The following is a 26,544-nucleotide window of genomic DNA, read 5'->3' as shown; positions in this document are numbered from 1 at the left end:
TCAATTGACTTGCGTCAACGCAGATTGACGCGGAGCACGGCAGCGCTGGCAAAGGGCAAAAGCGCGATCACCGCGGCGCTGATCCCCGCCAGCATCATCAGCGGAGTTGCCACCGTCATGCCCTCGGCGCCACGGCGCGCGACCTCGGCCCCGTAGATCAAGGTTGGGACATAGAGCGGCAGCACGAGGAGCGACAATAGCAGTCCGCCGCGTTTCAGCCCAACGGTCAGCGCCGCGCCAAATGTGCCGATGACGCTGAGCGCCGGGGTGCCAAGCGCCAGCGAGATCACCATCCACAAGAAACCCGGCCCGGGCAGGTTCAGCAGCACACCCAGCACCGGCGCGGCCAGCACAAGGGGCAAGCCGGTCGTCAGCCAATGCGCCAGCGCCTTGATTGTGACCACCGATTCCAGCGGCAGGGGCGCCGTTGCCAACAGGTCGAGCGTGCCATCCTCCCAGTCGAGCGCCAGCAGACGGTCGAGCGACAGGAGGCAAGCCAACAAGGCCCCCAGCCACAGCACGCCCGGTGCGATGGTCCCCAGCAGCGACGACTGTGGCCCGACCGAGAAGGGCACCAGAACCGTCACGATCAGAAAGAAGGCAAGGCCCAGCCCGAACCCGCCACCGGCGCGCAGCGCCAGCACAAGGTCGCGTTGCAACAGCGCGATCACAGGAAACCTCCATCGAAATCGCTGTCCAGAACCGGCTTGGCCTTGTAAGGCCCCACGTCCAGGATGGTACCGTCAAGCCCAAGGTCGATATGGGTGGCGATCAAGGCCGACCCGCCCTGGGCCAGGTGGGTCCGCACCGCGTCGGCAAACATTGCAACCGCCTCGCGATCAAGCGATACGGTCGGTTCATCCAGCATCCAGATCGGCCGCCCGGTGACCAGCAGCCGCGACAGGCCTAGGCGACGCTTCTGCCCGGCCGACAGATTCCCCGCATGGCGATCGGCCAGATCATCCAGACGAAACGCCTTCAGGGCAGGACCGATATCGCGCCCGCCAAATACAGAGGCCCAGAATGTCAGGTTCTCGGTCACGCTGAGCGTCGGTTTCAGCCCGTCGGAATGCCCGGCATAGGCGATCCGGTCCTCTGCCCCGTCGATGCGTCCCCCCAGCGGGCGTTGCAGGCCTGCAAGGGTACGTAGAAGGGTTGTCTTTCCTGCACCATTTGGACCGCGCAGGATCAGAGCCTGGCCGGACTCGAGCCTGAAGCTCAGCCCTTCCAGCACAGGTATGCCGCCGCGGGCAATGGCAAGGTCGGTGACGGTAAGTGTCATGTCTTCCGCTTATCTCATTGGTGTCGGGGGCAAAAGGCTGGAAATGACGTATCCACCGCCAGAGCCCTGCAAGCAGGCGCAAGCGAGGGGCCAGCCCCTCGCGCTCCCCGGAGTATTTCTAGCGAAATGAAGTGAAGCGCGCTCAGACAGGCAAAACTGCCAACGCGATCCGGCGGCCTTCGGACAGGAGCACGTTATAGGTGCGGCAAGCGGAGGGCGAACTCATCACCTCGACACCAATTTCTTGCCCTTCCAGCGCCGCACGCAGCGCAGACGGGATATGCGCAACCTCGGCGCCCGTGCCGATGAACAGTACGTCCACCCGGCCCGCGAGCGCCAGCAAAGGCGCCGCATCCTCGTATCCGCCCCAGGCGGAGGTTCCTTCCGCGCCAGTCAGCACAGCACCCTGCCGCACAACGCCGCCAATCCGAAAGAAACCCGGGCCATAACCGTCGACCGGCTGCGCGTCGCTGTAGTTCATTTCGGTCAGGCGCATTTTATTCTCCTGCACTCCAGAAGGGCAACCCCGACAGAGCCGCGCCCAGGATCAACCCGTAGGCCGCCAGCCGGTAGGCCCGCTCGTACCCGGGTACGAATAGCGCCGCGCCGGACACGGTGCCAAGCATATTCGGCACGATCAACATCAGACCGGTCACCAGAAAGCCCGGATCGAGCCGCCCGGCCAGCCCCATCATCGCAAGAACCATCCAGTCATAGCCAAACAAATAGAACGTGATATTGGCCCGGATCGACGTGGCAGGCTTTGGGCTGGCCATGTAGACAAAGATCACAGGTGGTCCAGGAACGCCCACCACGCCCCCGAGAAAGCCGGATGCCGCGCCAGTCGCGGCAACCGCGCGTGGGGGCAGCGCCCCGGCATAGCGCCAGCCCAGGACAAGACCGGTGAGCATGATCAGGGAGGCACCGGACACCAGATAGCGGAAGTCCTGCGAATCCAGCAGGAACAGGGCATAGAGCCCCAGCGGCAATGCGACAACCGCCCCCCCCAGCAGACGGGCAAGATCGCCTTTGTCCACGTGGCGGGCAGCGCGTGGCAGCATCGGCAAGGGGCCCACGATGTCCATCAGCACCAAGACCGTGATCGCCTGTACGGGTGACAGAACCATACCGGCGAAGGGCAAGAAGATCAGCGCGGTCCCAAAACCGGCAAACCCCCGGACCAGCCCGGCAAGATATGCCGCGCCGACCAGTATCCACATTTCAGAAAGCGGCAAGCCCGATCCGAATACCATGACAGCCACCCTTACCTGTTCCGCCACCGGACCTTAGTGCCACCGGCGGCGCAGGTATGACGCCAGCATCAGGCGTCGATATCGGCGAACTGGTTGCCGGTGGTGTTCGTCGGTTTCGACCAGTCGCGCTTGACTCCCAGCCAAAGCAGGATGGTCGACGCCACGAAAATCGACGAATAGGTACCGACAATAATCCCCCAGATCATTGCAAATACGAACCCGCGGATCACGTCACCGCCCAGCACGTACAGCGAGATCAGCGCGAGAAGTGTCGTCAGCGAGGTCATCAACGTCCGGCTGAGGGTTTCGTTGATCGACAGATTCAACAGGTCCTTCAGCTCCATCTTCTTGTATTTGCGCAGGTTTTCCCGAACCCGATCAAACACGACCACCGTATCGTTCAGCGAATAGCCGACAATGGTCAGAAGCGCCGCGATGATGGCCAGATCGAAACGGATCTGAAGCTCGGAAAAGACACCGATCGTCAGGACCACGTCGTGAATGAGCGCAGCAACCGCCCCCACGGCGAATTGCCATTCGAACCGCAGCCAGATGTAGACGAGAACCGACAGGATCGCCAGGGAGACAGCCAGAACCGCCGTCTGGATCAGTTCGCCCGAGACCTTTGGACCAACCGATTCCACCGACACGAATTCGATATCCGGGGTCGTGGCGGCCAGTGCCGTCTCGACAGCGGCAATAGTCTCGGCGCTAACCGCCTCGGCCTCGTCCTGGGCCTGAATTCGGATCATCGCCACGTTTTCATCCGGGCCAAAGGTCGGGTCGAAAATCTCGGTGATGGTCACATCACCCAAACCAAGCGGCGCGATAGCGTCGCGATAAACGCCCACGTCGATGGCTTGGGTGCTTTGCGTGCGGATCGTTGTGCCACCGCGAAAGTCGATGCCGAAGTTCAGTCCTTGCAGGGCAAAGGAGGCAAACCCTATCACCACCATCAGGGCCGAGATGCCCAGCCACAGCTTCCAGCGGCCGAAAAAGTCGAACGAGGTTTCGTCCGGTACGAGTTTCAAGCGCATGTCAGACCTCGATCGTCTTGGGGCGGCGACGTTCGAACCACATCACCACCAACAGGCGGGTGACGAAAATCGCGGTAAAAACCGAGGTCAGGATCCCCAGACCAAGGGTAATGGCAAAGCCGCGCACGGGGCCGGAGCCCATTGCGAAAAGGATCACGGCGGTGATGAACGTGGTTATGTTGGCATCCAGAATGGCGCTTAGTGCCTTTTCATAACCCAGTTCGATGGCGCGTGCCGGGCCTTTGGCGGTTTTCAGCTCTTCCCGGATACGTTCAAAGATCAGAACGTTGGCATCGACTGCCATACCGACGGTCAGAACGATACCGGCAATCCCCGGCAGCGTCAGTGTCCCGCCAATCACGCTGAGAAGACCAAAGATCAACCCGACGTTTATGATCAGTGCCACATTCGCAAAGATCCCGAAGAGACCGTAACTGGCCCACATAAAGCCCAGAACCGCAACAAAGGCGACGACGGTCGCGACCTTGCCTGCGTCGATACTGTCCTGACCCAGTTCTGGCCCGATTGTACGCTCTTCAAGGAAATCGAGCCCAGCCGGCAGAGCGCCCGCGCGCAAAAGGACAGCAAGGTTGGTGCTTTCCTCGACCGTGAAATTGCCGGTGATGATACCCGAACCACCGGGGATGTGGGATTGGATGACAGGAGCGCTGATGACTTCGTTATCCAGCACGATGGCAAAGGGCGCCCCGATATTGTCGCGGGTATAGTCACCAAACTTGCGGGCACCCGAGGTGTTGAAGCGGAAGTTCACCGCAGGCCGGCCGTTCTGGTCGAACGCAGGCTGTGCATCTACCAGTTCTTCGCCAGTCACGACCGGAGCAGCTTCGACAGTATAGAAGACGCCCTGTTGATCCAACGAAGGGATCACCTTTTGCCCGACTTCGGCGCGTGCCTCGGCATCCGTACCGCGCGAAACCACAGGACTGAAGGTCAGCTGCGCCGTGGTGCCGATGATTTCCTTCAACTCGCTGGCGCTGCCGATACCCGGCACCTGGATCAGGATTCGGTCAGTCCCTTGACGTTGAATGGTCGGCTCACGCGTTCCAACTTCGTCGATACGGCGGCGCACGATTTCCAGCGCCTGTCGGACCGTTCTGTCATCCGTGGCCAGTTTCTCGGCCTCGCTTAGGGTCACGACAATCTCGTCGCCTGTACCGCGCACCTCGATATCGTTTGATCCGGCCCCTGTCAGTGTCTGGATCGGGCGGCCCAAACCGCGAACCACTTCCAGAGCGCGCGCCATGCCTTCGGGCTTGCTGATCTTGATCCGAATCTCGTCTCCTGGGGACGGCTGCTTGCGAATTGTACCAACCGTGTCCCGTTCACCGCGCAGCGCGTTGCGGATTTCGGGCCACATGGCTTCCATGCGGGCCTCATAGACATCCGCCACCTGCACTTCGGCCAGCAGATGAGCGCCGCCGCGCAGGTCCAGACCAAGGTTGACCAGCGAAGACGGCATCCAGGACGGCCACTGCCCTGCTGCCGCGGTCAGCTCGGCGGTTTCGCCCTGAACCTCGATCGCCGCACGGGCGTCATTGCTTTGTTCGACGCGGGTGTAGAACGCGTTCGGCAGGGCCAGCAGCAGACCGGCCACACAGACCAGCAGAACCAGCACCCTCTTCCAGGAATCAATTTGCAGCATTACCCTGCCTTTTCAGGAGGTTGAGGCGATAGTTCACTTGGCCGGTTCGGTCTTGTTCAGAACCTGGGCAATGGTCGCCTTGACAACACGCACTTTCACGCCCTCGGCAATCTCGACTTCAAGCTCGCCATCGTCCTTGACCTTGACAACCTTGCCGACAAGACCGCCTTGGGTGATCACCTGATCGCCGCGACGCAGCGCAGCCACCATCGCCTGATGTTCCTTGACCTTCTTTTGCTGCGGACGGATCAGAAGGAAATACATGATCGCAAAGATCAGGATAAGCGGGAGAAACTGGGCGATTGCGCCACCTTCCATGGGAGAATCCTTTGTGCTGGCTGGCGGGAGAGCCCCGCAGATTTCGCCGGGAACCTATGCGCAGAACCGTTCCTTTGCAAGTCGAGCACAAAAGCAGGTTTCTTTGCGCATTTTCCCTTCTGGTCAGGTTTCAATCCGCAGGTATAGTCGGTTCGACAGCTGAGGGGAAATCCAGCCATGATCCGCCTGTTGGTGATAGCGGTACTTGTTGTTCAGACACTCTGTGTATCAATGGCATCGGCACAGGAAACATCGGCCTCGGCGCCAATGTCGTCGGGTGTGTTTCAGGCCCCTGTCATCCTGGACGGGTCCGAGCTTTTCCTGTTGCGCGGCGTCAGTGGCATGCCCGCCGAACGGCGCGCGCTGGAGGTACATGAACGGCTTGTTCAGGTTGCCACGGCCTCCAACAGCACTACCGTTAACATCCAGAAACGAGAAGAACGCTTTGGTTTCGTCATCTTGGCGGATGGCGTTGAAATCCTGACGGTCACACAAGCCGACGCCGCTCTGGAAAAGATCGACCTGGCGTTGCTGGCCGACGTGCATGCCAAGGTCATTAAAGAGGCGATCTTGTCCTACAGGTCGGAACGATCCGACAAGGCCCGGATCGAGGGCGCGATCTATGCCCTGGGGTGGACATTGGCCTTTGCGCTCTTCACCTTCCTGGGCTTCCTTCTTCGCAGGTTCCTCAACACCCGGATCACAAGACTGGTCCACAGAAACCTGGCCGAGGTTGAATCTGCCACCCGGGCCCATGTTCGCGCCGATGCCATCGCCGCGCTGATCCGGTTCGGGATCAACTTCGTCCTGTTGTCGATCTTCTTCCTGGGCGTCTACTACTACCTGTCGTTCATTCTTCTGGCTTTTGCCGAAACGCGTTACGTGGCTCAGCTTCTGCTGACCTATGTCACACGGCCGGTTCTGAACATCGTCCTTGGTTTCTTCAACTACCTTCCCAATCTCGTCACGCTGCTGATCATCGCGGCTGTCACGCAATACATCATCCGCGGCCTGCGGATATTCTTCGAGGCGGTCGAAGCGGGAAGTTTCGAAATCGGCAACTTCGAACGGCATTGGGTCATTCCCACATTCAACATCGTCCGGGCCATTCTGATCCTGATCGCTCTGGTGTTTGCCTTTCCCTATATCCCCGGCTCCGAGTCGGCTGCCTTTCAGGGGTTGACGATCCTTGTCGGGGCGATGCTTTCGCTCGGTTCTAACTCGGTCATGAACAATCTGATTTCGGGGCTTTTCGTGATCTATCGCCGGTCCACCTCGATCGGAGACCGGATCAAGATCGGCGAGCACTTGGGCGATGTGGTCGAAATCAAGATGATGGAAACGCATCTGCGCTCGATCAAGAACGAGCTGATCTCGATCCCGAACGCGCAGCTGCTGAATTCCGAAGTCGTCAACTATTCCAAACACGCCGACGCCAACGGCCTTCTGGTTCATACAACCGTGGGCATCGGCTACGAGGAGCCCACCGAAAAGGTCGAGGCCATGCTGATCGAAGCGGCCAGGCGTACCAATGGCCTCAAGAACCGCCCTGCCCCTTTCGTGCTGTGGGCAGCGCTGGCAGACTATGCAGTCAATTATCAAATCAACGCCTACACGACCCAAGGTGCGATCATTCCTCGGATAAAATCCGATCTTCATCGCAACATACTTGATGTGTTTACCGAAAACGGCGTCCAGATCATGACCCCGTCCTATGTCGCCGACCCACCTGATGCCAAGGTCGCGACGGCGCCCTGGGATGGCAAGCTGGCCCATCAGGACAGCGGCGAAAAGGAACAATCCAAAGCCTAGCCGCCAGACACAGAGCATCGCGGCAAAATACGTTAATTTCCGTTGCGTTGCGACGCGAATCAATGCCTTGATTTCCTGGCGCGAACCGCTGTGCGCAATACAATTTCCTCAGTGTTCCAGACCGGGAAGCGGCCCGGCCAATCTGCTAGAAGGAACAGGCGCATGATGATGGTGCGCTGCTATCTCGCCCCCTCCGAAATCGAAGGACTGGGGGTGTTTTGCCATGACGACATACAACGCGGCGACAAGGTCTGGCGACACGACAGAATGCTCGATGTCACCTTCCCAGAAGCCAAGATCGACAATGTCGAACCACATGTTCGCGAGTTTCTGGAGCGCTACAGCTACCCCGACATACACCGCCCCGGATACCGGATGCTCGAAGGCGACGAAGGCCGCTTCATGAACCATTCCATGTATCCCAACCTGGACTATTCGGATGGGATCTGGGGCATCGCGCTGACGGATATTCCGGCCGGAACCGAACTGACCCGCGACTATGCCGATTTCATGACCGGCGAGATCCGCATGTACCCGCCGCGCCACCGAATGACGCCCCCCAAGGTGGTATTCAACTAACAATCCGCATCGGGCCGGTTCCAAACCGGCCCGAGGTCACACCGTACCGGATCAGGCGCGCGCCGTGACGATATAGGAGACGTGGGGAAACTTTATTCCAACCCCGTCGAAACAACTGCCCAGCCCTGCCATGAAATACTCGATGCTTTCATTACGCTCTTCTTCGGACATGCGAGACATCTTGTCCCCGGTGTGCATTCCCCCCATCGCGCCTCGTGCAAAGGCACGCCCGTCTGGGTGCGAAGGGGTCAGGGTGACGCTTTCGATCTCGATCTCGGCCATGCCGGCATCCTGAAATAGACGGCGCAACGCCTGCTCATCATCAAAGGCGCAAATTGCACGCACTGCATTACCGGCGTCCCTGCCGGCGTATTTGTCGAGCGTCGCTGCCTGCGCCTTGAGTAACGGGTTCAACTCCAGCTTCCGGGACACGCAAAACACAGTCCGCCCTCCCGGCGCCAAAACCCGTTTCAACTCACGCAACGCGGCCGGACGATCGGCAAAGAATTGAAGCGCCTGTTGGCAGAAGGCTACGTCGAAAGAGTTGTCCGGAAACGGCAGGTTGTCGGCACTCGCTTGTAGATACTCCGCTTCGATGCCTGCCTCAGATGCTCTTGAGCGCGCAACTTCAAGCATGCCTTCGCTTATGTCCGCACCGATCAGGACCCCGGGTTCGACGCCCGAGGCGAAAACTTCTCGACCGACCGCGCCGGTTCCGCAAGCAAGATCCAGAATACGTTCGCCACTTTCCGGCACAATCCGCCGGATCAGTTCACGTGCCCAAGGTCGAAAGATGACCGGCACTAGTGTTGTTTCATAGCGCTCGGCAAAAGTACTTGATGCTCCAAACTTATCGTGCCCGCCCATCACGCCCTCCTTAACGGGTTGATGACATGTCACCGCGAAAGGATACCATGTTTTACCCGAACCGTGTGCAGGTAAGCGACCGTCACGCGGTATCCACGTCTCGAATCCAGTACCGTTGCAACGACGCGCTACACCCCGTCCGTCATTTGGTGCATAACCCCGTGCAGTGATTCACCTTTCGAGGACCAGACCCATGCACGACATCCGCGCCATTCGCGAAAATCCCGCAGCCTTTGACGCCGCCCTGGCGCGCCGCGGAGATGCGCCGGTGTCGTCGCAGATCCTGGCTCTGGACGAAGAGCGCCGTGCGCGCATCCTGGCGGCCGAAACCGCGCAAGCCGAACAGAACAAGGCTTCCAAGGAAGTGGGCGCAGCCAAGGCACGTGGTGACGAGGCCGAGTTTGAGCGCCTGCGCGCCCTGGTGACCGAGAAAAAGGCCGAAATAGCCCAGATGCAGGCCGAAGCAAAAGACCTCGACACTCAACTGGCTGACATGCTGTCGCGCATCGCCAACCTGCCCGCCGATGATGTACCAGACGGGGCGGATGAGGCCGACAATGTCGAGATCAACCGCTGGGGCATTCCCCGCAGCTTTGCTTTTGCTCCCAAGGAGCATTTCGAAATCCCCGCCGTCCAGAACGGGATGGATTTCGAAACCGCCGCCAAACTGTCGGGCGCTCGGTTCGTTCTGCTCTCGGGTGGTGTCGCTCGTATCCACCGCGCGCTGGCGCAGTTCATGCTCGACACCCACACCGGAGAGAACGGGCTGACCGAGGTCAATGGCCCGGTTTTGGTGCTGTCCGAGATGATGCAGGGCACTGGCCAGTTGCCAAAGTTCGGCGAAGACAGCTATCAGACCCGCGAGGGCTGGTGGCTGATCCCAACGTCCGAGGTGTCGCTGACCAATATCGTCAATGGCAGCACGATCGAGGAAAGCTATCTGCCCCGCCGCTACACAGCGCATTCGCTGTGCTTCCGGTCCGAGGCAGGGTCGGCAGGTCGCGACACCCGCGGTATGTTGCGCCAGCACCAGTTCGAAAAGGTCGAGATGGTTTCGATCACTCATCCGGACAAGTCGGATGAGGAGCAGAAACGCATGCTGCGCTGCGCCGAAGGTATCCTGGAAAAGCTGGGCATCCCCTACCGCACCGTGGTGCTCTGCACCGGTGACATGGGGTTTGGCGCCCGCCGCACCTACGACATCGAGGCTTGGCTGCCCGGTCAGGACACCTATCGCGAGATCAGCTCGGTCTCGACCTGTGGCGATTTCCAGGCGCGGCGCATGAACGCCCGTTTCAAACCCACCGATGGCGGCAAGCCGCAGTTCGTTCATACGCTGAACGGCTCGGGCCTTGCCGTGGGGCGCTGCCTGATCGCGGTGCTGGAGAACGGTCAGAACGAAGACGGCACCGTCACCCTGCCCGTGGTACTGTCGCCTTACCTGGGTGGCAAGTTGACCCTGGCACTGGACGGCACCCTGATCTGACGCCCACCAGAACCGGACCAAAAAGGCGGAGAAGTTACTTCTTCGCCTTTTTCTTTGCCTTCTTTTTTTTCTTCTTGTCGGACTTCTTCTTGTCGGACTTCTTCTTGACCTTTTCCTTGGCCTTCTTGATCTTTTCCTCGAAGTCCTTCTTCTTCTGTTTAGCCTTGGCTTCCTTGGCTGCAGCCTTGGCTTTTTTCTTGTCCTTGGCCTCATCCTCGGTCAGTTCCGCCACAGCCGCAGCATCCGCTTGTGCGATCTCTGCCTCGCTGCGCGCGGTTGCGGGCCGTTGGACCGGTACGACGGGCGCGCTGCGCGGCGCCTTGCCCCGCGCCGAGCGCCCGGGCCGCGCAACCGGGTTTCGCCTTTGCGACGGGGTTCTTGCCGCAGTGGCCTTACCCGTCGTCGAACTGCCGACCAGCGCTTGAGCCGCGGACAGGATCGCGGCACCCCGTGCCGCTCCAATTCCCGGTATCGCACACAACTGCTCCAGGCTGGATTTCGCGACGGCTTCCGCGCTCTTGAACCCGGCTTCTGTCAACAACTTGCCCAAAGCCGGGCCAACGCCTTCAATCTCGTTTACCGATTTCATCTCAGCTCTCGTCCTGTCCACTATCTTCCAGAAACTGTTCGATTTGTGTTTTTCAAATCCGCCTCATACGCGGCTCCGCCCGTTTTACCCGGCGGCCCGAGCCTTGGCCACAGGGCGCCCCGGCGGGAACGGCACCAGCCGCCGTGTGTCCTCGTCCCACAACTTCAGGTTCAACGCCGCGACCGCTTCCCCGAACTTGATCCGGCGCGGCGCACATTCGGGCGGCAACCCGTAATGGCACGCACGCAACCGGTAAGACGGGATGCGCGCATTGAAATGGTGAATGTCATGCAGGGTGATGCAGGCCACGGCGTTGTCGAACCACCATCCGAAATCCAGCGCTGACGATCCCTGTAACGCCGCAAGCTGCGGATCGAGATCGGGGCGGCGATCCCAGTATGTGTCCTCGAAATTGTGCTGGAGATAGACAAGAAACACCCCCAGCATCCCGCCCAGGAACGAGAAGATCAGCCAGACCAGCACCCCCGTCGTTCCCGCCATCCACCACAGCAAGCCCAGGAAAACCGCGATAGCGCCATTATGCGCAACCACCCCAAAGGCACCAAAGCGGGTCGCGTTCTTGGGCCATCTGTAGCGGATAAAGTACGTAAACGCCGCTCCCAGCGGGATCAGGATGAACGGGTTGCGATACAGCCGATAGATCAGGCGGGTCTTCCAGTCGGCGGCCTGCCATTCCCGCAGGGTCATGGTATGGATCTCGCCGGTCTCCCGATGCTCCAGATTGCCCACACCCGCGTGATGCAGGTTGTGGTTCTGCTTCATCACCTCGAAGGGTGCGAACGTAAACGGTGACAGGACGTGACCCGCGATCTCGTTCTGCTGCCGTGTCTCGAACAGCGAATGATGTCCGCAATCGTGTTGCAGGACGTATAGACGCACTGCGGCAAAGGCAAAGGCCACGCCTGTGGGAAGCAATACATACCAGCGGTCCACATAGGTGATCGCCAGATAGAGAGCGGTAAAATACACCGCAAATGTCCCGAAATAGCTGAGACCCGCCAAGCGATTGTCTTGAACGGCAAACTGGCGTGTATAGGCCCTCAGATCCATGATCGTCTGCTCCCCCAGACCTGACCGCTAAACGACTTTCATCACAACTTAATAAAGCTCCCCCCGCAAACAAGCCGCCCGCGGATGAATTGCGCCCGATGCGCGAATGCTATCGCGAAGCAAGCGGCGCTGTCACGCCCCTTGCGAAAATATGTAGCACTTCGCGGGCCTTAAGACCTCGCCTTGAGGTGCTTGGTCAAAGCACCGGCATTCTTCTTGCGGCGCCCCTTATAAGGGTTCTTATCGCCCTGTCCGCGCAGGGTCAGTCGGATTGGCGTGCCGGGCATGTCAAAATCGGCTCGCAGCCCGTTGACCAGATAGCGCGAATAGCTTTCTGGCATCTTGTCGGGATGGCTGCACATCACCACGAACCCCGGCGGCCGGGTCTTGGCCTGGGTCATGTAGCGCAGCTTGATCCGCTTGCCCTGCGGCGCGGGCGGCGGGTGCTGTTCCAGCATGCCGATCAGCCAGCGATTGAGCGCAGCGGTGGGCACGCGCCGGTTCCAGACCGCATGTGCCCGCAGGATGGCGTCGTGCAACCGGTCCAGCCCCCGGCCCGTCTTGGCCGATACCGTGACCAGCGGCGCACCGCGTAGTTGCGGCAAGAGGCGCTCAAAGCTTTCCTTCAGTTCCCGCAGCTTGTCCTGCTTGTTTTCCTCGACATCCCATTTGTTAACCGCGATCACCACGGCCCGCCCCTCGCGCTCAGCCAGATCGGCGATGCGCAGGTCCTGCTGCTCGAAGGGAATGGCGGCGTCCAGCAGGACCACGACAACCTCGGCGAACTTGACCGCGCGCAAGCCGTCGCTGACCGACAGCTTTTCCAGCTTTTCCTGTACCTTGGCCTTCTTGCGCATACCTGCGGTGTCAAAGATCCGCATCGGCGTGCCATCCCAGTCGATGCGGAGCGAAATGGCATCCCGGGTGATCCCAGCCTCGGGGCCGGTCAATAGCCGTTCCTCGCCGAGGATCTTGTTGATCAGCGTGGACTTGCCCGCGTTCGGGCGCCCGACCACAGCGACTTGCAGGGGCTTTTCGGCAGTGATCGCAGGGGGTTCATTCACACGCGCTTCGGCGTCTTCCTCGTCCTCGCCATCATCCGCAACGTCGACATCCGTTTCGGGCGCCTGGTCTTCGGCCTCTTCCTCCATAGCGTCGGCCAAGGGCATCAGCCGCGAATAAAGGTCGTTCATCCCCTCGCCATGCTCGGCCGACAGGCGGATCGGTTCACCTAAGCCCAGCCCATACGCCTCCAGCACACCGGCATCGGCCGCCGCGCCTTCGGCCTTGTTGGCTGCCAGGATCACATGGGCCGATCGGCGGCGCAGGATATCGGCGAAAATCTCGTCATTGGGGGTGACACCGGCGCGTGCGTCGATCAGGAACAGACAGATATCGGCCATGTCGACCGCGCGTTCGGTCAGCCGTCGCATACGGCCCTGCAAACTGTCGTCGGTGGCGTTTTCCAACCCCGCCGTGTCAATCACGGTAAAGCGCAGGTCGCCCAGCCGTGCCTGCCCTTCGCGCAGGTCGCGGGTCACGCCCGGCTGGTCATCGACCAGCGCCAGCCGTTTTCCGACCAGACGGTTGAACAGGGTGGATTTGCCCACATTGGGCCGCCCCACGATGGCGAGGGTCAGAGACATGGCACTCTACTTTTCTAGACTCAGACGCGCCCTATAGCGCGTCCGCGCGTCAACGGAAAGCGTGCAGTTGGCCCTTTGTGCCCACAACATAGAGCGTGCTGCCCGCCACAACCGGCCCGGTGGTGGCCCCGCCGGGAACCTCGATGCGCTGCAACAACGCGCCGTCCTCGGGGTTGTAAAGCCGCAGAAACCCGTCGTTCGAGGCGACAATAACCCGACCACCCGCCAGCACCGGCCCGTAATGCGCATAGGTCGCGCCACGCTTCTTGGGCTTGTCCTTGACAAACCCCGGCAGGTCTTGGGCCCAGATCACGCTGCCATCGGCGGCATTCATCCGAATTATCTGGTTGCGGTCGCTTACCAGGAAGATGCTGTCACCAGCGGGCCAGACCGGCCCCAACGCACCTTCGGTCGCTGTCCACAACCGCTCGCCATTGTCGACCCGAAAGGCCACGGTGCGGCCGGAATGGTTGCCCGCGTACAATGTGCTGCCAACGATGACGGGGCTGCCGGTCACATCACCGATGCGCGACGCCGCGCGACCCTTGCGCTCTCCGGTGACCGAGGCGCCCCAGCGCCGCACGCCACCTTTGCGGAAAGCCCCGACCAGATCGCCTGAGCCAAACGCGAAGATCGCCAGATCGCTGCTGAGCGCTGGTGCCGGCGCACCCAGAACGTTGCCGACGCTCGGCGTGGCCTGGATCTGCCAGGCGATCCGGCCATCCTTGGTGTTGACCGCCCAGGCGGTATCGTCCCCAGCCACAAGATAGATCAGCCCGTCGCGGATGGTCGGCGCGCCAGAGCCTGTGGCGTTCAGCTTCTGCCGCCAGCGCACACCCCCGGTTTTGGCGTCCAGCGCTGTCAGGTTGCCATAGCCCGAGGACACATAAAGCACACCATCGGCATAGCCCATGCCACCCCCTGTGGCCTGACCCTCGGCCTCTCCAGGCTGGATTAGGTCGGTCTGCCAGACCAGCCCACCGCCCGGCGTTACGGCTGATACACGCTCTGCGCTATCCAAGGTATAGACCAGCCCACCAGCGACCACAGGATCTGCGGTAATACGTTGCCGCTTGCTGTCTCCGGACCCGATTGGCACTGACCAAATCAACTGCGGCGACGACCGCAAGGCGGGATGCGCCGTGCGAAACGCAGGCGTTCCAAAACTCTGTGCCCATTCGGCATTAGATTGCTGCGCAGCCAGCTTTAACGCCCGCGACTGATTAACCTGTTCTGCCTCTGCCGTCGAGCGGATGTCTTCGCGAACGCCGGGCAGGATCACCTCTGGTTCCTCACATCCTGCAAGCAGCAGAAATGCTCCACCCATCAGGGCCATCCCGATCCGGGAGAATGAGCTGGTCACCATGGTCGAACTCGCCTGTCTATCGTTTTTGTTCCGCACCTTCGCCGCCGTCCACATGCCCGGTATCAGCCCTGCCGCGCCAGCGGTGCGGGATCGGCCCCCAGCGCCACCATCAACTGAGTTGCGCGCTGTTGCAAGTCTGAGCTGACTTCGGCGTCTTCCCGGATAGCCCGCAAACGCGTCAGGGCCGCGTCCACGTCTCCTTCGGAAATGTCGATCAGGGCCAATTGTTCAGCCGCAAGCAAGCGCAGCGGCGCACCGGGCCGGGCCAGTGCCTCGAACCGCTGTCGCAAGTCGGCGGCAGACAAGGTTTTCACTTGTAAAATCAGTGACTTGAACCCTGCGATCTCGCGATAGATTTCGGGCAATTCTCCGTTTGTAGCGATTGCCTCCAGCCGCAGCACTGCCGCGGCCTTGTCATCCGCGCTTTCGGCCGAGGCGGTCAGCATGCCAAGTACGGCCGAACCACCCGCAGTGTCCGTTTCAATCTGGCTCAGCGCCGCAGCGCGCCCGGCTGTGTCATCCGCGGCCAGGGCCGCAATGATATCGTCGCCAAGTTTCTGCGCCTTGGCTGTCGCCTGGGCCTTGGAATACTCATTCCACGCTGCCCCGCCGACAATGGCGACCACCGCCAGCGCCCCGACCCAACCCCATCGCTTGAGAAGCAAGAACATACGGTCACGGCGAACTTCTTCGGTGACCTCGTCGATGAAACTGTCAGTGTCGCTCATTCCGGTCCCTGTCTGTCTTTCGGTTCATAGCCCATTTAGTGCCAGACCCTCATAGCGCGCCCCTTCGGGCAAGCCAAGACCACGAACGTGACTGTTGGTCATGCACTTGCGCCGCACTGCCAAAAAAATTGAACTGAACTGATCAGTTCAGTCTGGACATCCGACGGCCCAAACCCCATTTCTCACTCCACAAGCGGCTGCATTTGGTCTTTATTGCGCGGCATGTGTTTTTTGAAGAAAGGTGTTCGATGCGTCTGGTCCCCTTCCTCACCGCGATTCTGGTGACTGTAGGATTATACCTGCTCGTCTTCGAACGCGACAAATTGATGGCCTTTGCAAAGGCCGAAGCGGCCACGACCTTACAAGACGAGACCGCCGCGAAGACGGCATCCAACACCACGGATCAGACCGCTTCCAGCGTGATGCGGGTCGTTGTTCAGCGCTCTGAGGCCAACGAGATCGACAGCGCGGTGATCCTTCGCGGTCAGACGCGCGCCATTCGCCAGGTCGATGTCAGATCCGAGACCACATCGACCGTCCTTTCCGAACCCAAACGCAAAGGCACGTTCGTCACTGCCGGTGACATGCTGTGCGAACTCGACCCGGGCACCCGGCCCGCCCAACTTGCCGAGGCGAAGGCCCGCAAGGCGCAGGCCGAAAGCTCGATGCCCGAAGCAGACGCCCGCCTGGCTGAGGCCAAGGCCCGGCTGGAAGAGGCGCGCATCAACAACAACGCCGCACAGAAGCTGGCCGAGACAGGCTATGCGTCCGAAACCCGCCGCATCTCGACCCAGGCCGCCGTCAGTTCCGCCGAGGCCGGGATCAAATCCGCCGAGGCCGGCCTCGAAACCAGCCGCGCCAGTATCGAAGCGGCAACTGCAGCCGTGGCGGCGGCACAACGCGAGATCGACCGGCTGACCATCGAGGCCCCTTTCCAGGGCTTGTTGGAAAGCGACACGGCTGAGCTTGGCAGCCTCATGCAGCCGGGCTCGCTCTGCGCGACCATCATCCAGCTCAACCCGATCAAGGTCGTGGGATATGTCCCCGAGACCGCGGTCAACCGGGTGCAGGTCGGTGCGCTTGCGGGTGCGGAACTGGCCACTGGGCTTCAAGTGCAAGGCCGTGTCACATTCCTGAGCCGCTCGGCCGATCCGAACACCCGGACGTTCGAAGTCGAAGTGACCGTCGACAACCCCGAACTGCTCATCCGTGACGGCCAGACGGCAACCATCGCGATTTCCTCTGACGGCGCAAAGGCGCATCGCCTGCCGCAATCGGCGCTGACCCTCAACAATGACGGGCAGCTGGGCGTTCGTACCGTCGGGCAGGGCAATATCGTTGCTTTTGTGCCGGTTGAAGTTGTGCGCGATACGCCTGTAGGAGTTTGGCTGACCGGTCTGCCGGAAACCGCGGATGTCATTGTCGTGGGCCAGGACTATGTGATCGAAGGCGTGACCGTGGAACCGACCTGGCGGGAGGCGTCTGAATGATCGGCATCGTCGACTGGGCCGCGTCCCGGGCGCGTATGGTCCTTGCCTTCATTGCGATCTCGATCCTGATCGGAGGCTTTGCCTATGTGAACCTGCCGAAAGAGGGGGAACCGGATATCGAGATTCCGGCCCTCTTCGTATCGGTCCAGTTCCCCGGTATCTCGGCGGAAGACAGCGAAAGTCTGCTGGTCAAACCGATGGAAACCGAGCTTGCCGATCTGGACGGCCTCAAGAAGATGTCCGCCACCGCCGCCGAGAACTACGCAGGCGTTGCGCTCGAATTCGAGTTCGGCTGGGACAAGTCGGCCATCACCGCCGATGTCCGCGACGCGATGAATACCGCCCAGGCGTCGTTCCCGACCGGGGCCGAACAATACACCCTGACCGAGATCAACTTCTCCGAATTCCCAATCGTCATTGTGAACCTTACCGGCGCGGTACCGGAACGCACCATGGCGCGCATCGCCAAGGACCTTCAGGACGAACTGGAAGCGCTCGATGCGGTGCTCGAAGCGGGCATCGCCGGGAACCGCGACGAAATGCTCGAGGTCATCATCGACCCGCTGCGGCTCGAAGCCTACAACGTCACCGCTCTGGAACTGATCAATGTGGTCCAGAACAACAACCAGTTGATCGCGGCGGGCGAGGTCGAGTCGGAACAGGGCGCTTTCTCGGTCAAGATCCCGTCCTCCTTCAAATCCGCGCGTGACGTCTACGAACTGCCGATCAAGGTCAACGGTGACCGCGTGGTGACGCTGGGTGAACTGGCGCAGATCAACTACACTTTCGAAGACCGCGAAGGCACCGCTCGTTTCGACGGCAAAAACACCGTCGCGCTGCAAGTGGTCAAGCGCAAGGGGTACAACCTGATCGACACAGTGGACCTGGTAAAGGCCACGGTCGCCAACGCAAAAGAAGCCTGGCCCGAGCAGATGAAGGCGGCGGTTCAGGTTGGTACATCCAATGACCAGAGCCGCGTTGTCGGCTCGATGGTCAGCCAGCTCGAAGGCTCGGTCCTAACCGCGATTGCATTGGTGATGATCGTGGTGCTCGCCAGCCTTGGCAGCCGCGCGGCGCTTCTGGTCGGTTTCGCCATCCCCACATCGTTCCTGTTGTGTTTCGCCCTGTTGGCGGCGATGGGCGTGTCGATCTCGAACATCGTCATGTTCGGCCTGATCCTTGCCGTGGGCATGCTGGTCGATGGCGCCATTGTGGTGGTGGAATATGCCGACAAGCGGATCAAGGACGGCATCGGACCGATGCATGCCTATGTCGAGGCGGCGCAGCGGATGTTCTGGCCGGTGGTCTCGTCCACGGCGACAACGCTGTGTGCCTTTCTGCCGATGCTGTTCTGGCCGGGTGTGCCGGGCGAGTTCATGGGCATGCTACCGGTAACCCTGATCTTTGTGCTCTCGGCGTCGCTGGTCGTGGCGCTGATCTATCTGCCGGTAATGGGGGGCGTCTCCGGTCGCATCAGCCGCACTTTCGGCCGCATGTCCAACTGGCTGCGCGCACGCACCCCCTGGGTGGTCCGGGCCCTGATGGTGCCTCCGGCGCTTTACGGGATGTTCGTGGGCGCAATGCAGCTTCTGAACCCTGCCTATTTGTTGCCGCCAGGCGCTCCGGGCGGAACAATGATCGGCGTGTTGCTCTTCCTGCTCAGCGCCTTTGCTGCATCGGTCACATTGTCCGCGGCACGGATCGAGCTGCCGCAACGTCGCGTTGCCGCTTCGGGCGGGCATACCCCGTTCGGCCATGTCATCAAGTTCATTGCTGGCAATCCGATTATGCCGATCGTGTCGATCGTCGTTGTCGCCTTTGCGGTCTATCAGGTCACCTTTGTGATGTTCCCGCAAAGATCTCTGGGGGTGGAGTTCTTTGTCGAGAGCGAACCTGAACAGGCGACCACATATGTGCGCGCGCGCGGCAACCTGTCTCTGGCCGAAAAGGACGAGATGGTCCGCCAGGCCGAAGAGGTCATCCGCGCCCACCCGGCAGTGGTGAATGTCTTTTCCTTTGCGGGCAAAGGCGGGTTGAACCAGAATACCGGCGGCGCACAGGCGCCTGCCGATACCGTCGGACAGATCCAGTTCGAGATCATCCCCTGGGAGGACCGCCCGACCGAGGCGCATCCGCTGACCGGCTGGCTTGGCAGCCGCCTCACCAACTGGCTCGGTTTCCAGGAGGAAGTGGTCGCGGTCGAATACGATGGCGATTTTGTGCTGGAACAGCTGAATGCCCAACTGGCACGCCTGCCCGGTTTCGTGACCGAGATCGAGCCGCTGGGCCGCGGCCCGGCTTCGGCCAAGCCGGTGCATCTCCGCATCAAGGGCGACAATTGGGATGACCTGATCGCAGCCACGACGCTGGTGCGCGACCAGTTCGACGCCACGCCCGGCCTGATCAAGACCGAAGACACCCGCCCCCTGCCGGGTATCGACTGGCAGATCGACGTGGATGTGGCCAAAGCGGGCCGCTTTGGCGCGGATGTGGCGACGGTTGGCGCCATGGTACAGCTGGTCACGCGCGGTGTGCTGCTGGGAGAATACCGGCCCGCCGATGCGGATGACGAGATCGAGATTCGCGTGCGCCTCCCCGAAGAGGACCGGGTGCTTTCGACCCTGGACACGCTCAAGGTCCGGACCCCCGATGGGCTGGTGCCACTGTCAAACTTCATCACCCGTAAGCCGGTTGAAAAACTGGCAAAGATCAGCCGTGTTGATCAGCAACGTTACTTCGACGTCAAGTCGGATGTCGAACCGGGGTTGAGCAAAGTGGTCATGGATGCGCCCAAAGGCGGAGAATCCCGACTTGCCGTTGTACGGGCCCTGTCCAACGGCATTCAGGCCAAAGCCGAGGTTCTGACCCGTCCGGTTGACGGGGCGCAGTTCGAGCTTGTGATGCTGACCGGGGCTGACAGCATCGCCGGGATGCAGGAGGCAATTGACAACGGACAGGCCCGCTTTGCCCCGATCAATGCCAACGAACGCATTTCCGTCGTGACGGAGTGGCTGGAGACCTCCCCCCTGCCCGCCGGGCTGGACTGGGAATGGACCGGAGACCAGGAGGACCAGTCCGAGAGCCAGGCCTTCCTGTCCAAGGCGTTTCTGGCCGCGCTGGGGCTGATGTTCATCATCCTGCTGGCGCAGTTCAACAGTTTCTACAACTCAGTTCTGGTACTGCTCGCCGTGGTCCTCAGCACGACCGGTGTGCTGATCGGGATGATGGTCATGAACCAGCCGTTCTCGATCATCATGACCGGCACTGGCATCGTGGCGCTGGCCGGGATCGTGGTGAACAACAACATCGTGCTGATCGACACCTATCAGGAGTTCAGCCGCTACATGCCCCGGATCGAGGCAATCGTACGTACAGCCGAGGCCCGCATCCGCCCGGTGCTGCTGACCACGATCACCACCATGGCTGGCCTGACTCCGATGATGTTTGGGCTCAGCCTCGACTTCATCAACGGGGGCTACTCCATCGACAGCCCGACCGCGCTCTGGTGGAAGCAGCTCGCCACCGCCGTGGTTTTTGGTCTCGGCATTGCGACGGTCCTGACGTTGATTGTTACGCCATCCCTGCTGGCCCTGCGTGTCTGGGCCTCAACTTATGCGGTGATGATCGGGCGCGGATTTGCGCGGATTACCTCGGGCCGCTCCAGCCGCGTCGCCCGCGACATGCGCCTGCGTCGGTCTGCCAAAAAGCTCAAGGCAACCCAGATTATCTGGGACGAAATGGAAAGTGAGCCTCCAACCGAGGAGCCGGATACCGCCTCTGAACCCGACACACTGCCCCTTAAAGCGGCCGAGTAAAGAAGGCTCATCCGGCCCGGTTTGTCCTGGCCGGGAACCGCCCTAGAGCATCCATTGGATCGGCAAGACCCCGATCACACCGACCAGAAACCTCGAAAACACAGTGGTCTTTGGTTCCACATTGTGGATCACCTGGTCGCCGCCTGCGATTGTCTCTTGCCAGGTCAATGCGCCGCTTTGACTGCGGCTGACCGCATAGGTCCATAGCGGGATATTGGCATCGAAATTCTCTGACATGCCCGATGCCAGTTTCGGACTCTCGATGAGAAATCCCATCTCGGTGTTGAGTTTGGCGGATCGCGGGTCGAAGTTGAACGAACCGATGAATGCCCTTTCGCGGTCCATCACGAATGTCTTTGCATGCAAGCTGGTCGTGCCCGACCCGACAAGGCCGAACTGGCGCAATATGTCGGGTTTCTCCAGTGTCGATTTCAACTCGAACACATTCACCCCCACATCTATCAACCTGTCACGATAGTTGCGGTATCCGGCATGAACCGGCAGGACATCGGTCGCCTCCTGCGCGTTGGTGACCGTCCGAACCAGGACACCTGCATGCGCCCACTTGGCGAGCATTTCGGTCAACCGTTCTCCCGGTACGAAATAAGCGGAGACAAGGGAGATCTCCCGTTTCGGCGGTTCCACCATATCCAGCAAGCGCATGATCATCAGGTCTTTGGACTGCGCCTGACCCAGCCCCTTGACCGGATCGTCACTAACCAGTGTCATCCCGACCCAATCAAAACCTTTTGTCCCGTCGAGGATTTGATCCATCAGTTCCAGGTTCGCCACCGCCTCGGCATAGTCCTGGCCTCCCGGTGCTGCGCGCATCCGGTCAACCGATGCAGCAAGAACACCGCCATCCATGTCCCGTTCAGGCAACACCAGGTTGGCAGGAATGGATGATCCGCTTTGCCAGTAGAGATCGAAGTCCTCCGCGACATCCTGTGCCGCCTGCCCCAAGGCTACCACGTCCAGGTCGAAGTAATTTGTCCCTAGGCTGCGTGAGAAATAGATGTCGCCGATGTTGCGCCCGCCGACAACGGTGACCACCCCGTCGATGCTCAGGCTCTTGTTGTGCATCCTGCGATTCAGGCGACGAAAATCCATCACATAGGACAAAATGCGCGGTTCGCGCAGCATGAAAGGATTGAACAGCCGAATCTCGATGCCCGGATGTGCATTCATCTCTGCCAACTCGGCGTCCAGATCCGGAGTTCCGTTATCGTCCAGCAACATTCGGACCCTGACACCGCGATCCGCCGCTGCCCGAAGCGCCTCCAGCAGCAGCAAGCCGGTGAGGTCCTTCTGCCAGATGTAATAGCGAACATCGACACTCTCTTCCGCGGCCTGGATCAGTTGCAGTCTGGAAGCAAAGGCCAGATGTCCATCGGCAAGCGGAGTGACCCCCGACTTTCCAGGATTGGCCCGCGCTTCAGGAAGAACCGCCGCACCCAGAGTTGTCTTTTCATCGGCCGGAAGCGCACTGGAATGGTCGAGGCCCGACGTAGAGGGTACAGCGTATATGCTTCTGAAAACAAAACCGGCCCCCATCAGCAGGATGGCAAGCAGCAACAGGCGGCGCAACAGCTTCATTTCCACTCCTTCCAAAATCGACGCATCTGGTCAAGCCTATGCCCCGATGCCGGAAAAACGCAAATCATCGCTCGCAAGATCCCCATAGAACATGCATCCGAGTGGCAACTTTCTTGCTCACATTCGCCCGACAGACCGGAACCTGACCTGATGCAAGTCACCGCAGACAGTCTTATGGAAAAGACGATAGGCTCCGTTTCGCACAAATCCAGACCGCTGGGTCACAGCTCGTCGCGACCGAGAAACGGGGTTCGATGACACCGGCGCGGCTTCCGTTGGCGGCAGAGGCTGTGGCTAGAGTTCCAAGTCCGTTCGAGGCCCAATATTCAGGCCGCCTCGTCTTCGCCCGCCTGCTGCCGCGCCCATAGCTGGGCATAGCGCCCGCCGCCCGACAGGAGCCCGTCATGAGTGCCTTGCTCGACGATCTCGCCCTTTTCCAGCACCACGATCTTGTCGGCCTCGGCAATGGTGCTGAGGCGATGCGCGATGGTAATCACCGTGCGCCCCTCGCCCGCAAGGGCCAGCGCCTCCTTGATCTCCTGCTCGGTCTCGGTGTCCAGCGCGCTGGTCGCCTCGTCCAGCAGCAGGATCGGAGGGTTTTTGAGCAGCGTGCGGGCGATACCCACCCGCTGCTTCTCACCGCCCGACAGTTTCAGGCCGCGCTCGCCCACCTTTGTCTCATAGCCCTCGGGCAGCGAGGCGATGAAATCGTGGATCTGAGCCGCGCGCGCCACCGCCTCGACATCGTCCTGAGTCGCGTCCTCGCGCCCATAGGCGATGTTATAGCGGATGGTATCGTTGAACAGCACCGTATCCTGCGGCACCACGCCGATGGCGTCATGCAGGCTGGTCTGGGTCACATCGCGGATGTCCTGTCCGTCGATCTTCAACGCGCCGCCGGTCACGTCGTAGAACCGGAACAAGAGCCGCCCGATGGTCGACTTGCCCGAGCCTGTGGCCCCCACGATGGCCACCGTCTGGCCCGCTGGAACGGTCAGCGATACGCCCTTGAGGATCTCGCGTTCCACCTCATAGCCAAAGCGCACATCCTCCAGCGTGATCTCGCCTCCCGTAATCCTGAGTGGAGCCGCACCCGGCTTGTCGCTCACCTCGGCAGGCTGTTCCAGCAAATCGAACATTTCGCCCATATCAACCAGCGCCTGCCGGATCTCGCGATAGACGGTGCCCAGGAAATTCAACGGCACGGTGATCTGGATCATATAGGCGTTGACCATGACGAAATCCCCCACGGTCAATTGCCCCGCCTGCACCCCCAGCGCCGCCAGCACCATCACCCCGATCAGTCCGCAGGTGATCAGAAAGGATTGGCCGAAATTGAGAAAGGCCAGCGAATACGCGGTCTTGAGCGCCGCTTGCGCATAGGCCCGCATCGACTGGTCATAGCGGTGCGCCTCGCGTTCTTCGGCGCCGAAATACTTGACCGTCTCGAAATTCAGCAGGCTGTCGATAGCGCGCTGGTTGGCCTCGGTATCCTGATCGTTCATCTCGCGGCGCAGCTTCACCCGCCATTCGGTCACCGCGAAGGTGAACCAGATGTAAAGCGCGATGGTCCCGACAACAACGGCCAGATACCAGACATCGAACAGGTACATCAGGATACCCGCCACCAGCACCAGTTCCAGCATCAGTGGGCCGATCGAGAACAGCATGAAGCGCAAGAGGAAGTCGACCCCCTTGACCCCGCGCTCGATGATGCGGCTCAGCCCGCCGGTCTTGCGCGTGATGTGATAGCGCATCGATAGCCGGTGAATATGGCGAAAGGTCTCAAGCGCCAGTGCGCGCAGCGCGCGCTGCCCGACCGGGGCAAAGAGCGCATCGCGCAGCTGCTGGAAACCAACGGTCAGCATCCGCGCCATGCCATAGGCAACGGTCAGGCCCACCGCCCCCAGAGCCAAGGGCGGCACGCCCTCGCCAGCCAGCGCGTCGACCGCCCCTTTGTAGAGGATCGGGGTATAGACCGCGATCAGCTTGGCCAGCACCAGCATCGCCATCGCCAAAACCACCCGGCGTTTCACCCATCCCTCGCCCTCGGGCCACAGATAAGGCGCCACCCGCCGGATCGTTCGCCAACCGGAACGCCGTTCGGCATCCGCGTTCTGCTCTGCCGGTGCTGTGTGGGCCAGTCGTCTCATTGCGTGCCTATGACTTGGGTACGTAGTTGGAAACCGGCCCCTGGGGTGCCGTCCAGTGGCTTAGTCCGGAAGAGTGAATATCTGCCCCGGATAGATCAGATCAGGGTTCCGGATGCTGCTGCGATTGGCATCGAACACCTTCACATACAGTAAGCCCTCGCCATATCGCTCCCGCGAAATCGCCCAGAGCGTATCGCCCTTCTGTACGGTGACGGCATGAACCAGTGGCCGCGCCGGCGCTTCGCCGGATTGCGGATCGGCCGGGCGCAATATTTCTGGGGCCTCTCGCTTGAACGGCGTTTCCAACCGGCTGAGAACCGTGCCGCCCTGCCCCAACTCGTCCAGCCGCAGCGTGTAGACGCCCGGTTCCACCCCGTCGATCTCGCCGCGCCATTTGCCCTTGTCATCTGTCGAGACATCGGAAACGGCGCGGTTGTTGAAATAGACCCGCACCACAGATCCGCCATTGGCCCGTCCGGTCAACCGCACGCTGCCGGTCTCGGAGTAACCGATCGTGTCCAGCGCCACTCGGACCGGCTCCAACGACGATTTTACTTCCGGCGCCTGCACCAATTCGACACCCGAGGCATCCGACCGCAATACCGCAACCGGCGCGGTTTGCGCCGCAACGGCTTGTCCTGCCCCGGGCTGCTCCGCTGTCGCCGTAACCGTAGTTGCGGCCTGTTCCGATTGCGCGGTCATGGCTGCCGGGGCGTCGGTCGCGGGCGTCGCCTCTTCTGCGGTTGCAACGTCCTGCTGGACGGGTGCGGTGGCCTCGGCCTGCTGCGTCTGCGGCGCTTTTGTGCTTTCCGCCGCGGCTTCGCCGGGTTCGGATGCGGTGGGCGCAGGTGGCGTCGCAACCGCAGCCGTCTCAGTCTGCGAAGCTTGGGCCGTGGGTTCGGGCTGCGCCTGCTGCGCGGCATCCGCCACTTGTTCCTGCGTCTCTGCGCTGCTTGCCTCGCCGGGCACATCTACGGATGGCTGCACCGCTGCGTCTCCGGTCACCACCGGCGGCTGTGCGTCCGAAGGTTTCGGCGCGTCAGTGGTCTGCGCCTCAGCCGTTTCCACGGCAGCCGGATTGGTGTCTGGCTCGGCCGCCTCTTTGGCCGCCTCCGCAACCTGCACCGGTTCGGGCGCGGGCAGCGCCGCAATGATGTAATCATCCGACATCGTCGTCTGACCATCACGGTCCGCCCTCAGGGCCAGAACCCGCGCCGCATCGCTGAACGACAGTGTCAGGAATTCGGCAAACTTGCCATCGCCCACCACGTCGAACCCATGCATCTCTGCCCCATCAAGCAGCACCGAGATACGGCTGCCAGCCTCGGCGGTTCCGGACAACAGCAGGGTGCCGTCCTGTTCGACAAAAATCTGGTCCAGAACCGGCGCGGCCAGCGCCACGGATTTCTCCTCGGGCTCGACAGAGGGGGCTGCGGCCTGCTCGGCCGCAGGCGCGGCCTCCGTTTCGCTCTTTGCCTGGCCCTGATCGACAGAAGTCTCGGTCCCGGCCTCCGTCTGAGGTTCCTGTTTCGGTTCGGGTTTTGCCACCTCCACAGGTTCCGGTTTGGTTTCCACAGTTTTCGCAGCCTCGGCATCCTGCGCCGGGGCGGGAACCGCAAGCACGGCCTCCTCCGCCTCGCGCGACCCGATCACCCCCAAGGCATAGAGCGCCAACAGTCCCGCAGACAGCGCACCACCCGCGACAACCGCCCAGCCCCCCGTGCTGAGCCCCCCAGTTCCGGCTTCTTTGGCCATCTTTCGTCCTTCCCCATCCCCAAAGCCCCCTTACCGGC

21 protein-coding genes are annotated in these 26,544 nt (G+C 61.2%); 5 read left to right on the top strand and 16 right to left on the bottom strand.

Annotation, left to right across the window (positions count from 1 at the left end; translation table 11 throughout):
• Positions 1–14: 14 nt before the first annotated feature.
• The 7 genes from ccmB to yajC form a co-directional block, all read right to left on the bottom strand.
• A complete protein-coding gene (ccmB, locus tag OEZ49_RS09690; protein WP_263388116.1) occupies positions 15–671 on the bottom strand; it encodes a heme exporter protein CcmB in 657 nt (218 codons plus the stop codon).
• The gene (gene ccmA / locus OEZ49_RS09685; RefSeq protein ID WP_263388115.1) at positions 668–1,282 is read right to left on the bottom strand and encodes a heme ABC exporter ATP-binding protein CcmA; all 615 of its coding nucleotides are present in this window, start codon (positions 1,280–1,282) and stop codon (positions 668–670) included. The genes ccmB and ccmA overlap by 4 nt, the downstream gene beginning before the upstream one ends.
• Positions 1,283–1,424: 142 nt before the next feature.
• Complete coding sequence (locus OEZ49_RS09680; protein ID WP_164132669.1) at positions 1,425–1,778, bottom strand: Mth938-like domain-containing protein; 354 nt, start codon at positions 1,776–1,778, stop codon at positions 1,425–1,427.
• Between the two features lies 1 nt (position 1,779).
• On the bottom strand, positions 1,780–2,535 hold the full coding sequence (locus OEZ49_RS09675; protein WP_263388114.1) for a sulfite exporter TauE/SafE family protein: 756 nt from the start codon (positions 2,533–2,535) through the stop codon (positions 1,780–1,782).
• Positions 2,536–2,603: 68 nt separating this feature from the next.
• Positions 2,604–3,572 (bottom strand): protein translocase subunit SecF, encoded by a 969-nt coding sequence (gene secF, locus OEZ49_RS09670; RefSeq protein ID WP_263388113.1) that lies wholly within the window; start codon positions 3,570–3,572, stop codon positions 2,604–2,606.
• Position 3,573: 1 nt separating this feature from the next.
• Positions 3,574–5,235 (bottom strand): protein translocase subunit SecD, encoded by a 1,662-nt coding sequence (gene secD, locus OEZ49_RS09665; protein WP_263388112.1) that lies wholly within the window; start codon positions 5,233–5,235, stop codon positions 3,574–3,576.
• Between the two features lie 33 nt (positions 5,236–5,268).
• A complete protein-coding gene (yajC, locus tag OEZ49_RS09660; RefSeq protein ID WP_164132673.1) occupies positions 5,269–5,553 on the bottom strand; it encodes a preprotein translocase subunit YajC in 285 nt (94 codons plus the stop codon).
• Between the two features lie 177 nt (positions 5,554–5,730).
• Between yajC and OEZ49_RS09655 the strand changes: the two genes are divergently transcribed.
• Positions 5,731–7,365, top strand: a complete 1,635-nt coding sequence (locus OEZ49_RS09655; RefSeq protein ID WP_263388111.1) for a mechanosensitive ion channel family protein — start codon at positions 5,731–5,733, stop codon at positions 7,363–7,365.
• A gap of 162 nt (positions 7,366–7,527) precedes the next feature.
• Positions 7,528–7,944 (top strand): SET domain-containing protein, encoded by a 417-nt coding sequence (locus tag OEZ49_RS09650; protein ID WP_263388110.1) that lies wholly within the window; start codon positions 7,528–7,530, stop codon positions 7,942–7,944.
• A gap of 51 nt (positions 7,945–7,995) precedes the next feature.
• Here the strand turns inward: OEZ49_RS09650 and OEZ49_RS09645 are convergent, their stop codons facing one another.
• Complete coding sequence (locus OEZ49_RS09645) at positions 7,996–8,811, bottom strand: class I SAM-dependent methyltransferase (protein ID WP_263388109.1); 816 nt, start codon at positions 8,809–8,811, stop codon at positions 7,996–7,998.
• 193 nt (positions 8,812–9,004) lie between these two features.
• On the opposite strand from OEZ49_RS09645, the gene serS reads away from it, so the two are divergent.
• Complete coding sequence (gene serS / locus OEZ49_RS09640) at positions 9,005–10,297, top strand: serine--tRNA ligase (RefSeq protein ID WP_263388108.1); 1,293 nt, start codon at positions 9,005–9,007, stop codon at positions 10,295–10,297.
• Between the two features lie 34 nt (positions 10,298–10,331).
• Here the strand turns inward: serS and OEZ49_RS09635 are convergent, their stop codons facing one another.
• The 5 genes from OEZ49_RS09635 to OEZ49_RS09615 all read right to left on the bottom strand — a co-directional run bounded on the left by OEZ49_RS09635 (position 10,332) and on the right by OEZ49_RS09615 (position 15,697).
• The gene (locus OEZ49_RS09635) at positions 10,332–10,886 is read right to left on the bottom strand and encodes a helix-hairpin-helix domain-containing protein (RefSeq protein ID WP_263388107.1); all 555 of its coding nucleotides are present in this window, start codon (positions 10,884–10,886) and stop codon (positions 10,332–10,334) included.
• An 84-nt stretch (positions 10,887–10,970) separates the two neighbouring features.
• Positions 10,971–11,957 carry a fatty acid desaturase gene (locus OEZ49_RS09630; RefSeq protein WP_263388106.1) on the bottom strand — a complete coding sequence of 329 codons (987 nt, stop codon included), beginning with the start codon at positions 11,955–11,957 and terminating at the stop codon, positions 10,971–10,973.
• A 170-nt stretch (positions 11,958–12,127) separates the two neighbouring features.
• A complete protein-coding gene (gene der, locus OEZ49_RS09625; protein ID WP_263388105.1) occupies positions 12,128–13,603 on the bottom strand; it encodes a ribosome biogenesis GTPase Der in 1,476 nt (491 codons plus the stop codon).
• A 49-nt stretch (positions 13,604–13,652) separates the two neighbouring features.
• Positions 13,653–14,930: a PQQ-like beta-propeller repeat protein gene (locus OEZ49_RS09620; RefSeq protein ID WP_263388104.1), complete on the bottom strand. Its 1,278-nt coding sequence runs from the start codon at positions 14,928–14,930 to the stop codon at positions 13,653–13,655.
• 101 nt (positions 14,931–15,031) lie between these two features.
• Positions 15,032–15,697: a hypothetical protein gene (locus OEZ49_RS09615; RefSeq protein ID WP_263388103.1), complete on the bottom strand. Its 666-nt coding sequence runs from the start codon at positions 15,695–15,697 to the stop codon at positions 15,032–15,034.
• 248 nt (positions 15,698–15,945) lie between these two features.
• Here OEZ49_RS09615 and OEZ49_RS09610 point away from each other — a divergent pair, with 248 nt between their 5' ends.
• On the top strand, positions 15,946–17,187 hold the full coding sequence (locus OEZ49_RS09610; protein WP_263388102.1) for an efflux RND transporter periplasmic adaptor subunit: 1,242 nt from the start codon (positions 15,946–15,948) through the stop codon (positions 17,185–17,187).
• On the top strand, positions 17,184–21,002 hold the full coding sequence (locus OEZ49_RS09605; RefSeq protein ID WP_263388101.1) for an efflux RND transporter permease subunit: 3,819 nt from the start codon (positions 17,184–17,186) through the stop codon (positions 21,000–21,002). The genes OEZ49_RS09610 and OEZ49_RS09605 overlap by 4 nt, the downstream gene beginning before the upstream one ends.
• Positions 21,003–21,044: 42 nt before the next feature.
• On the opposite strand, the gene OEZ49_RS09600 is transcribed toward OEZ49_RS09605, so the two are convergent.
• The 3 genes from OEZ49_RS09600 to OEZ49_RS09590 all read right to left on the bottom strand — a co-directional run bounded on the left by OEZ49_RS09600 (position 21,045) and on the right by OEZ49_RS09590 (position 26,506).
• Positions 21,045–22,598, bottom strand: a complete 1,554-nt coding sequence (locus tag OEZ49_RS09600; RefSeq protein ID WP_263388100.1) for a phospholipase D family protein — start codon at positions 22,596–22,598, stop codon at positions 21,045–21,047.
• Positions 22,599–22,924: 326 nt separating this feature from the next.
• Complete coding sequence (locus OEZ49_RS09595; protein WP_263388099.1) at positions 22,925–24,751, bottom strand: ABCB family ABC transporter ATP-binding protein/permease; 1,827 nt, start codon at positions 24,749–24,751, stop codon at positions 22,925–22,927.
• A gap of 60 nt (positions 24,752–24,811) precedes the next feature.
• On the bottom strand, positions 24,812–26,506 hold the full coding sequence (locus tag OEZ49_RS09590) for a LysM peptidoglycan-binding domain-containing protein (protein WP_263388098.1): 1,695 nt from the start codon (positions 26,504–26,506) through the stop codon (positions 24,812–24,814).
• Between the last annotated feature and the right edge of the window lie 38 nt (positions 26,507–26,544).

The organism is Ruegeria marisflavi, assembly GCF_025673445.1.
GTDB lineage: Bacteria > Pseudomonadota > Alphaproteobacteria > Rhodobacterales > Rhodobacteraceae > Ruegeria_B > Ruegeria_B marisflavi.
The sequence above is the reverse complement of the archived record's forward strand: the minus strand, read 5'-3'. Positions and strand labels throughout refer to the sequence as shown.

Excerpts from the sequence above, each read along its gene's own strand:
- OEZ49_RS09605 (WP_263388101.1), top strand. The coding sequence starts at position 17,184 with ATGATCGGCATCGTCGACTGGGCCGCGTCCCGGGCGCGTATGGTCCTT.
- OEZ49_RS09680 (WP_164132669.1), bottom strand. The coding sequence starts at position 1,778 with ATGCGCCTGACCGAAATGAACTACAGCGACGCGCAGCCGGTCGACGGT.
- OEZ49_RS09635 (WP_263388107.1), bottom strand. The coding sequence starts at position 10,886 with ATGAAATCGGTAAACGAGATTGAAGGCGTTGGCCCGGCTTTGGGCAAG.
- OEZ49_RS09590 (WP_263388098.1), bottom strand. The coding sequence starts at position 26,506 with ATGGCCAAAGAAGCCGGAACTGGGGGGCTCAGCACGGGGGGCTGGGCG.
- OEZ49_RS09600 (WP_263388100.1), bottom strand. The coding sequence starts at position 22,598 with ATGAAGCTGTTGCGCCGCCTGTTGCTGCTTGCCATCCTGCTGATGGGG.
- OEZ49_RS09615 (WP_263388103.1), bottom strand. The coding sequence starts at position 15,697 with ATGAGCGACACTGACAGTTTCATCGACGAGGTCACCGAAGAAGTTCGC.
- ccmA (WP_263388115.1), bottom strand. The coding sequence starts at position 1,282 with ATGACACTTACCGTCACCGACCTTGCCATTGCCCGCGGCGGCATACCT.
- OEZ49_RS09675 (WP_263388114.1), bottom strand. The coding sequence starts at position 2,535 with ATGGTATTCGGATCGGGCTTGCCGCTTTCTGAAATGTGGATACTGGTC.
- yajC (WP_164132673.1), bottom strand. The coding sequence starts at position 5,553 with ATGGAAGGTGGCGCAATCGCCCAGTTTCTCCCGCTTATCCTGATCTTT.
- OEZ49_RS09655 (WP_263388111.1), top strand. The coding sequence starts at position 5,731 with ATGATCCGCCTGTTGGTGATAGCGGTACTTGTTGTTCAGACACTCTGT.
- der (WP_263388105.1), bottom strand. The coding sequence starts at position 13,603 with ATGTCTCTGACCCTCGCCATCGTGGGGCGGCCCAATGTGGGCAAATCC.
- OEZ49_RS09595 (WP_263388099.1), bottom strand. The coding sequence starts at position 24,751 with ATGAGACGACTGGCCCACACAGCACCGGCAGAGCAGAACGCGGATGCC.
- OEZ49_RS09645 (WP_263388109.1), bottom strand. The coding sequence starts at position 8,811 with ATGGGCGGGCACGATAAGTTTGGAGCATCAAGTACTTTTGCCGAGCGC.
- OEZ49_RS09650 (WP_263388110.1), top strand. The coding sequence starts at position 7,528 with ATGATGATGGTGCGCTGCTATCTCGCCCCCTCCGAAATCGAAGGACTG.
- OEZ49_RS09610 (WP_263388102.1), top strand. The coding sequence starts at position 15,946 with ATGCGTCTGGTCCCCTTCCTCACCGCGATTCTGGTGACTGTAGGATTA.
- serS (WP_263388108.1), top strand. The coding sequence starts at position 9,005 with ATGCACGACATCCGCGCCATTCGCGAAAATCCCGCAGCCTTTGACGCC.
- OEZ49_RS09620 (WP_263388104.1), bottom strand. The coding sequence starts at position 14,930 with ATGGGTGGAGCATTTCTGCTGCTTGCAGGATGTGAGGAACCAGAGGTG.
- secD (WP_263388112.1), bottom strand. The coding sequence starts at position 5,235 with ATGCTGCAAATTGATTCCTGGAAGAGGGTGCTGGTTCTGCTGGTCTGT.
- OEZ49_RS09630 (WP_263388106.1), bottom strand. The coding sequence starts at position 11,957 with ATGGATCTGAGGGCCTATACACGCCAGTTTGCCGTTCAAGACAATCGC.
- secF (WP_263388113.1), bottom strand. The coding sequence starts at position 3,572 with ATGCGCTTGAAACTCGTACCGGACGAAACCTCGTTCGACTTTTTCGGC.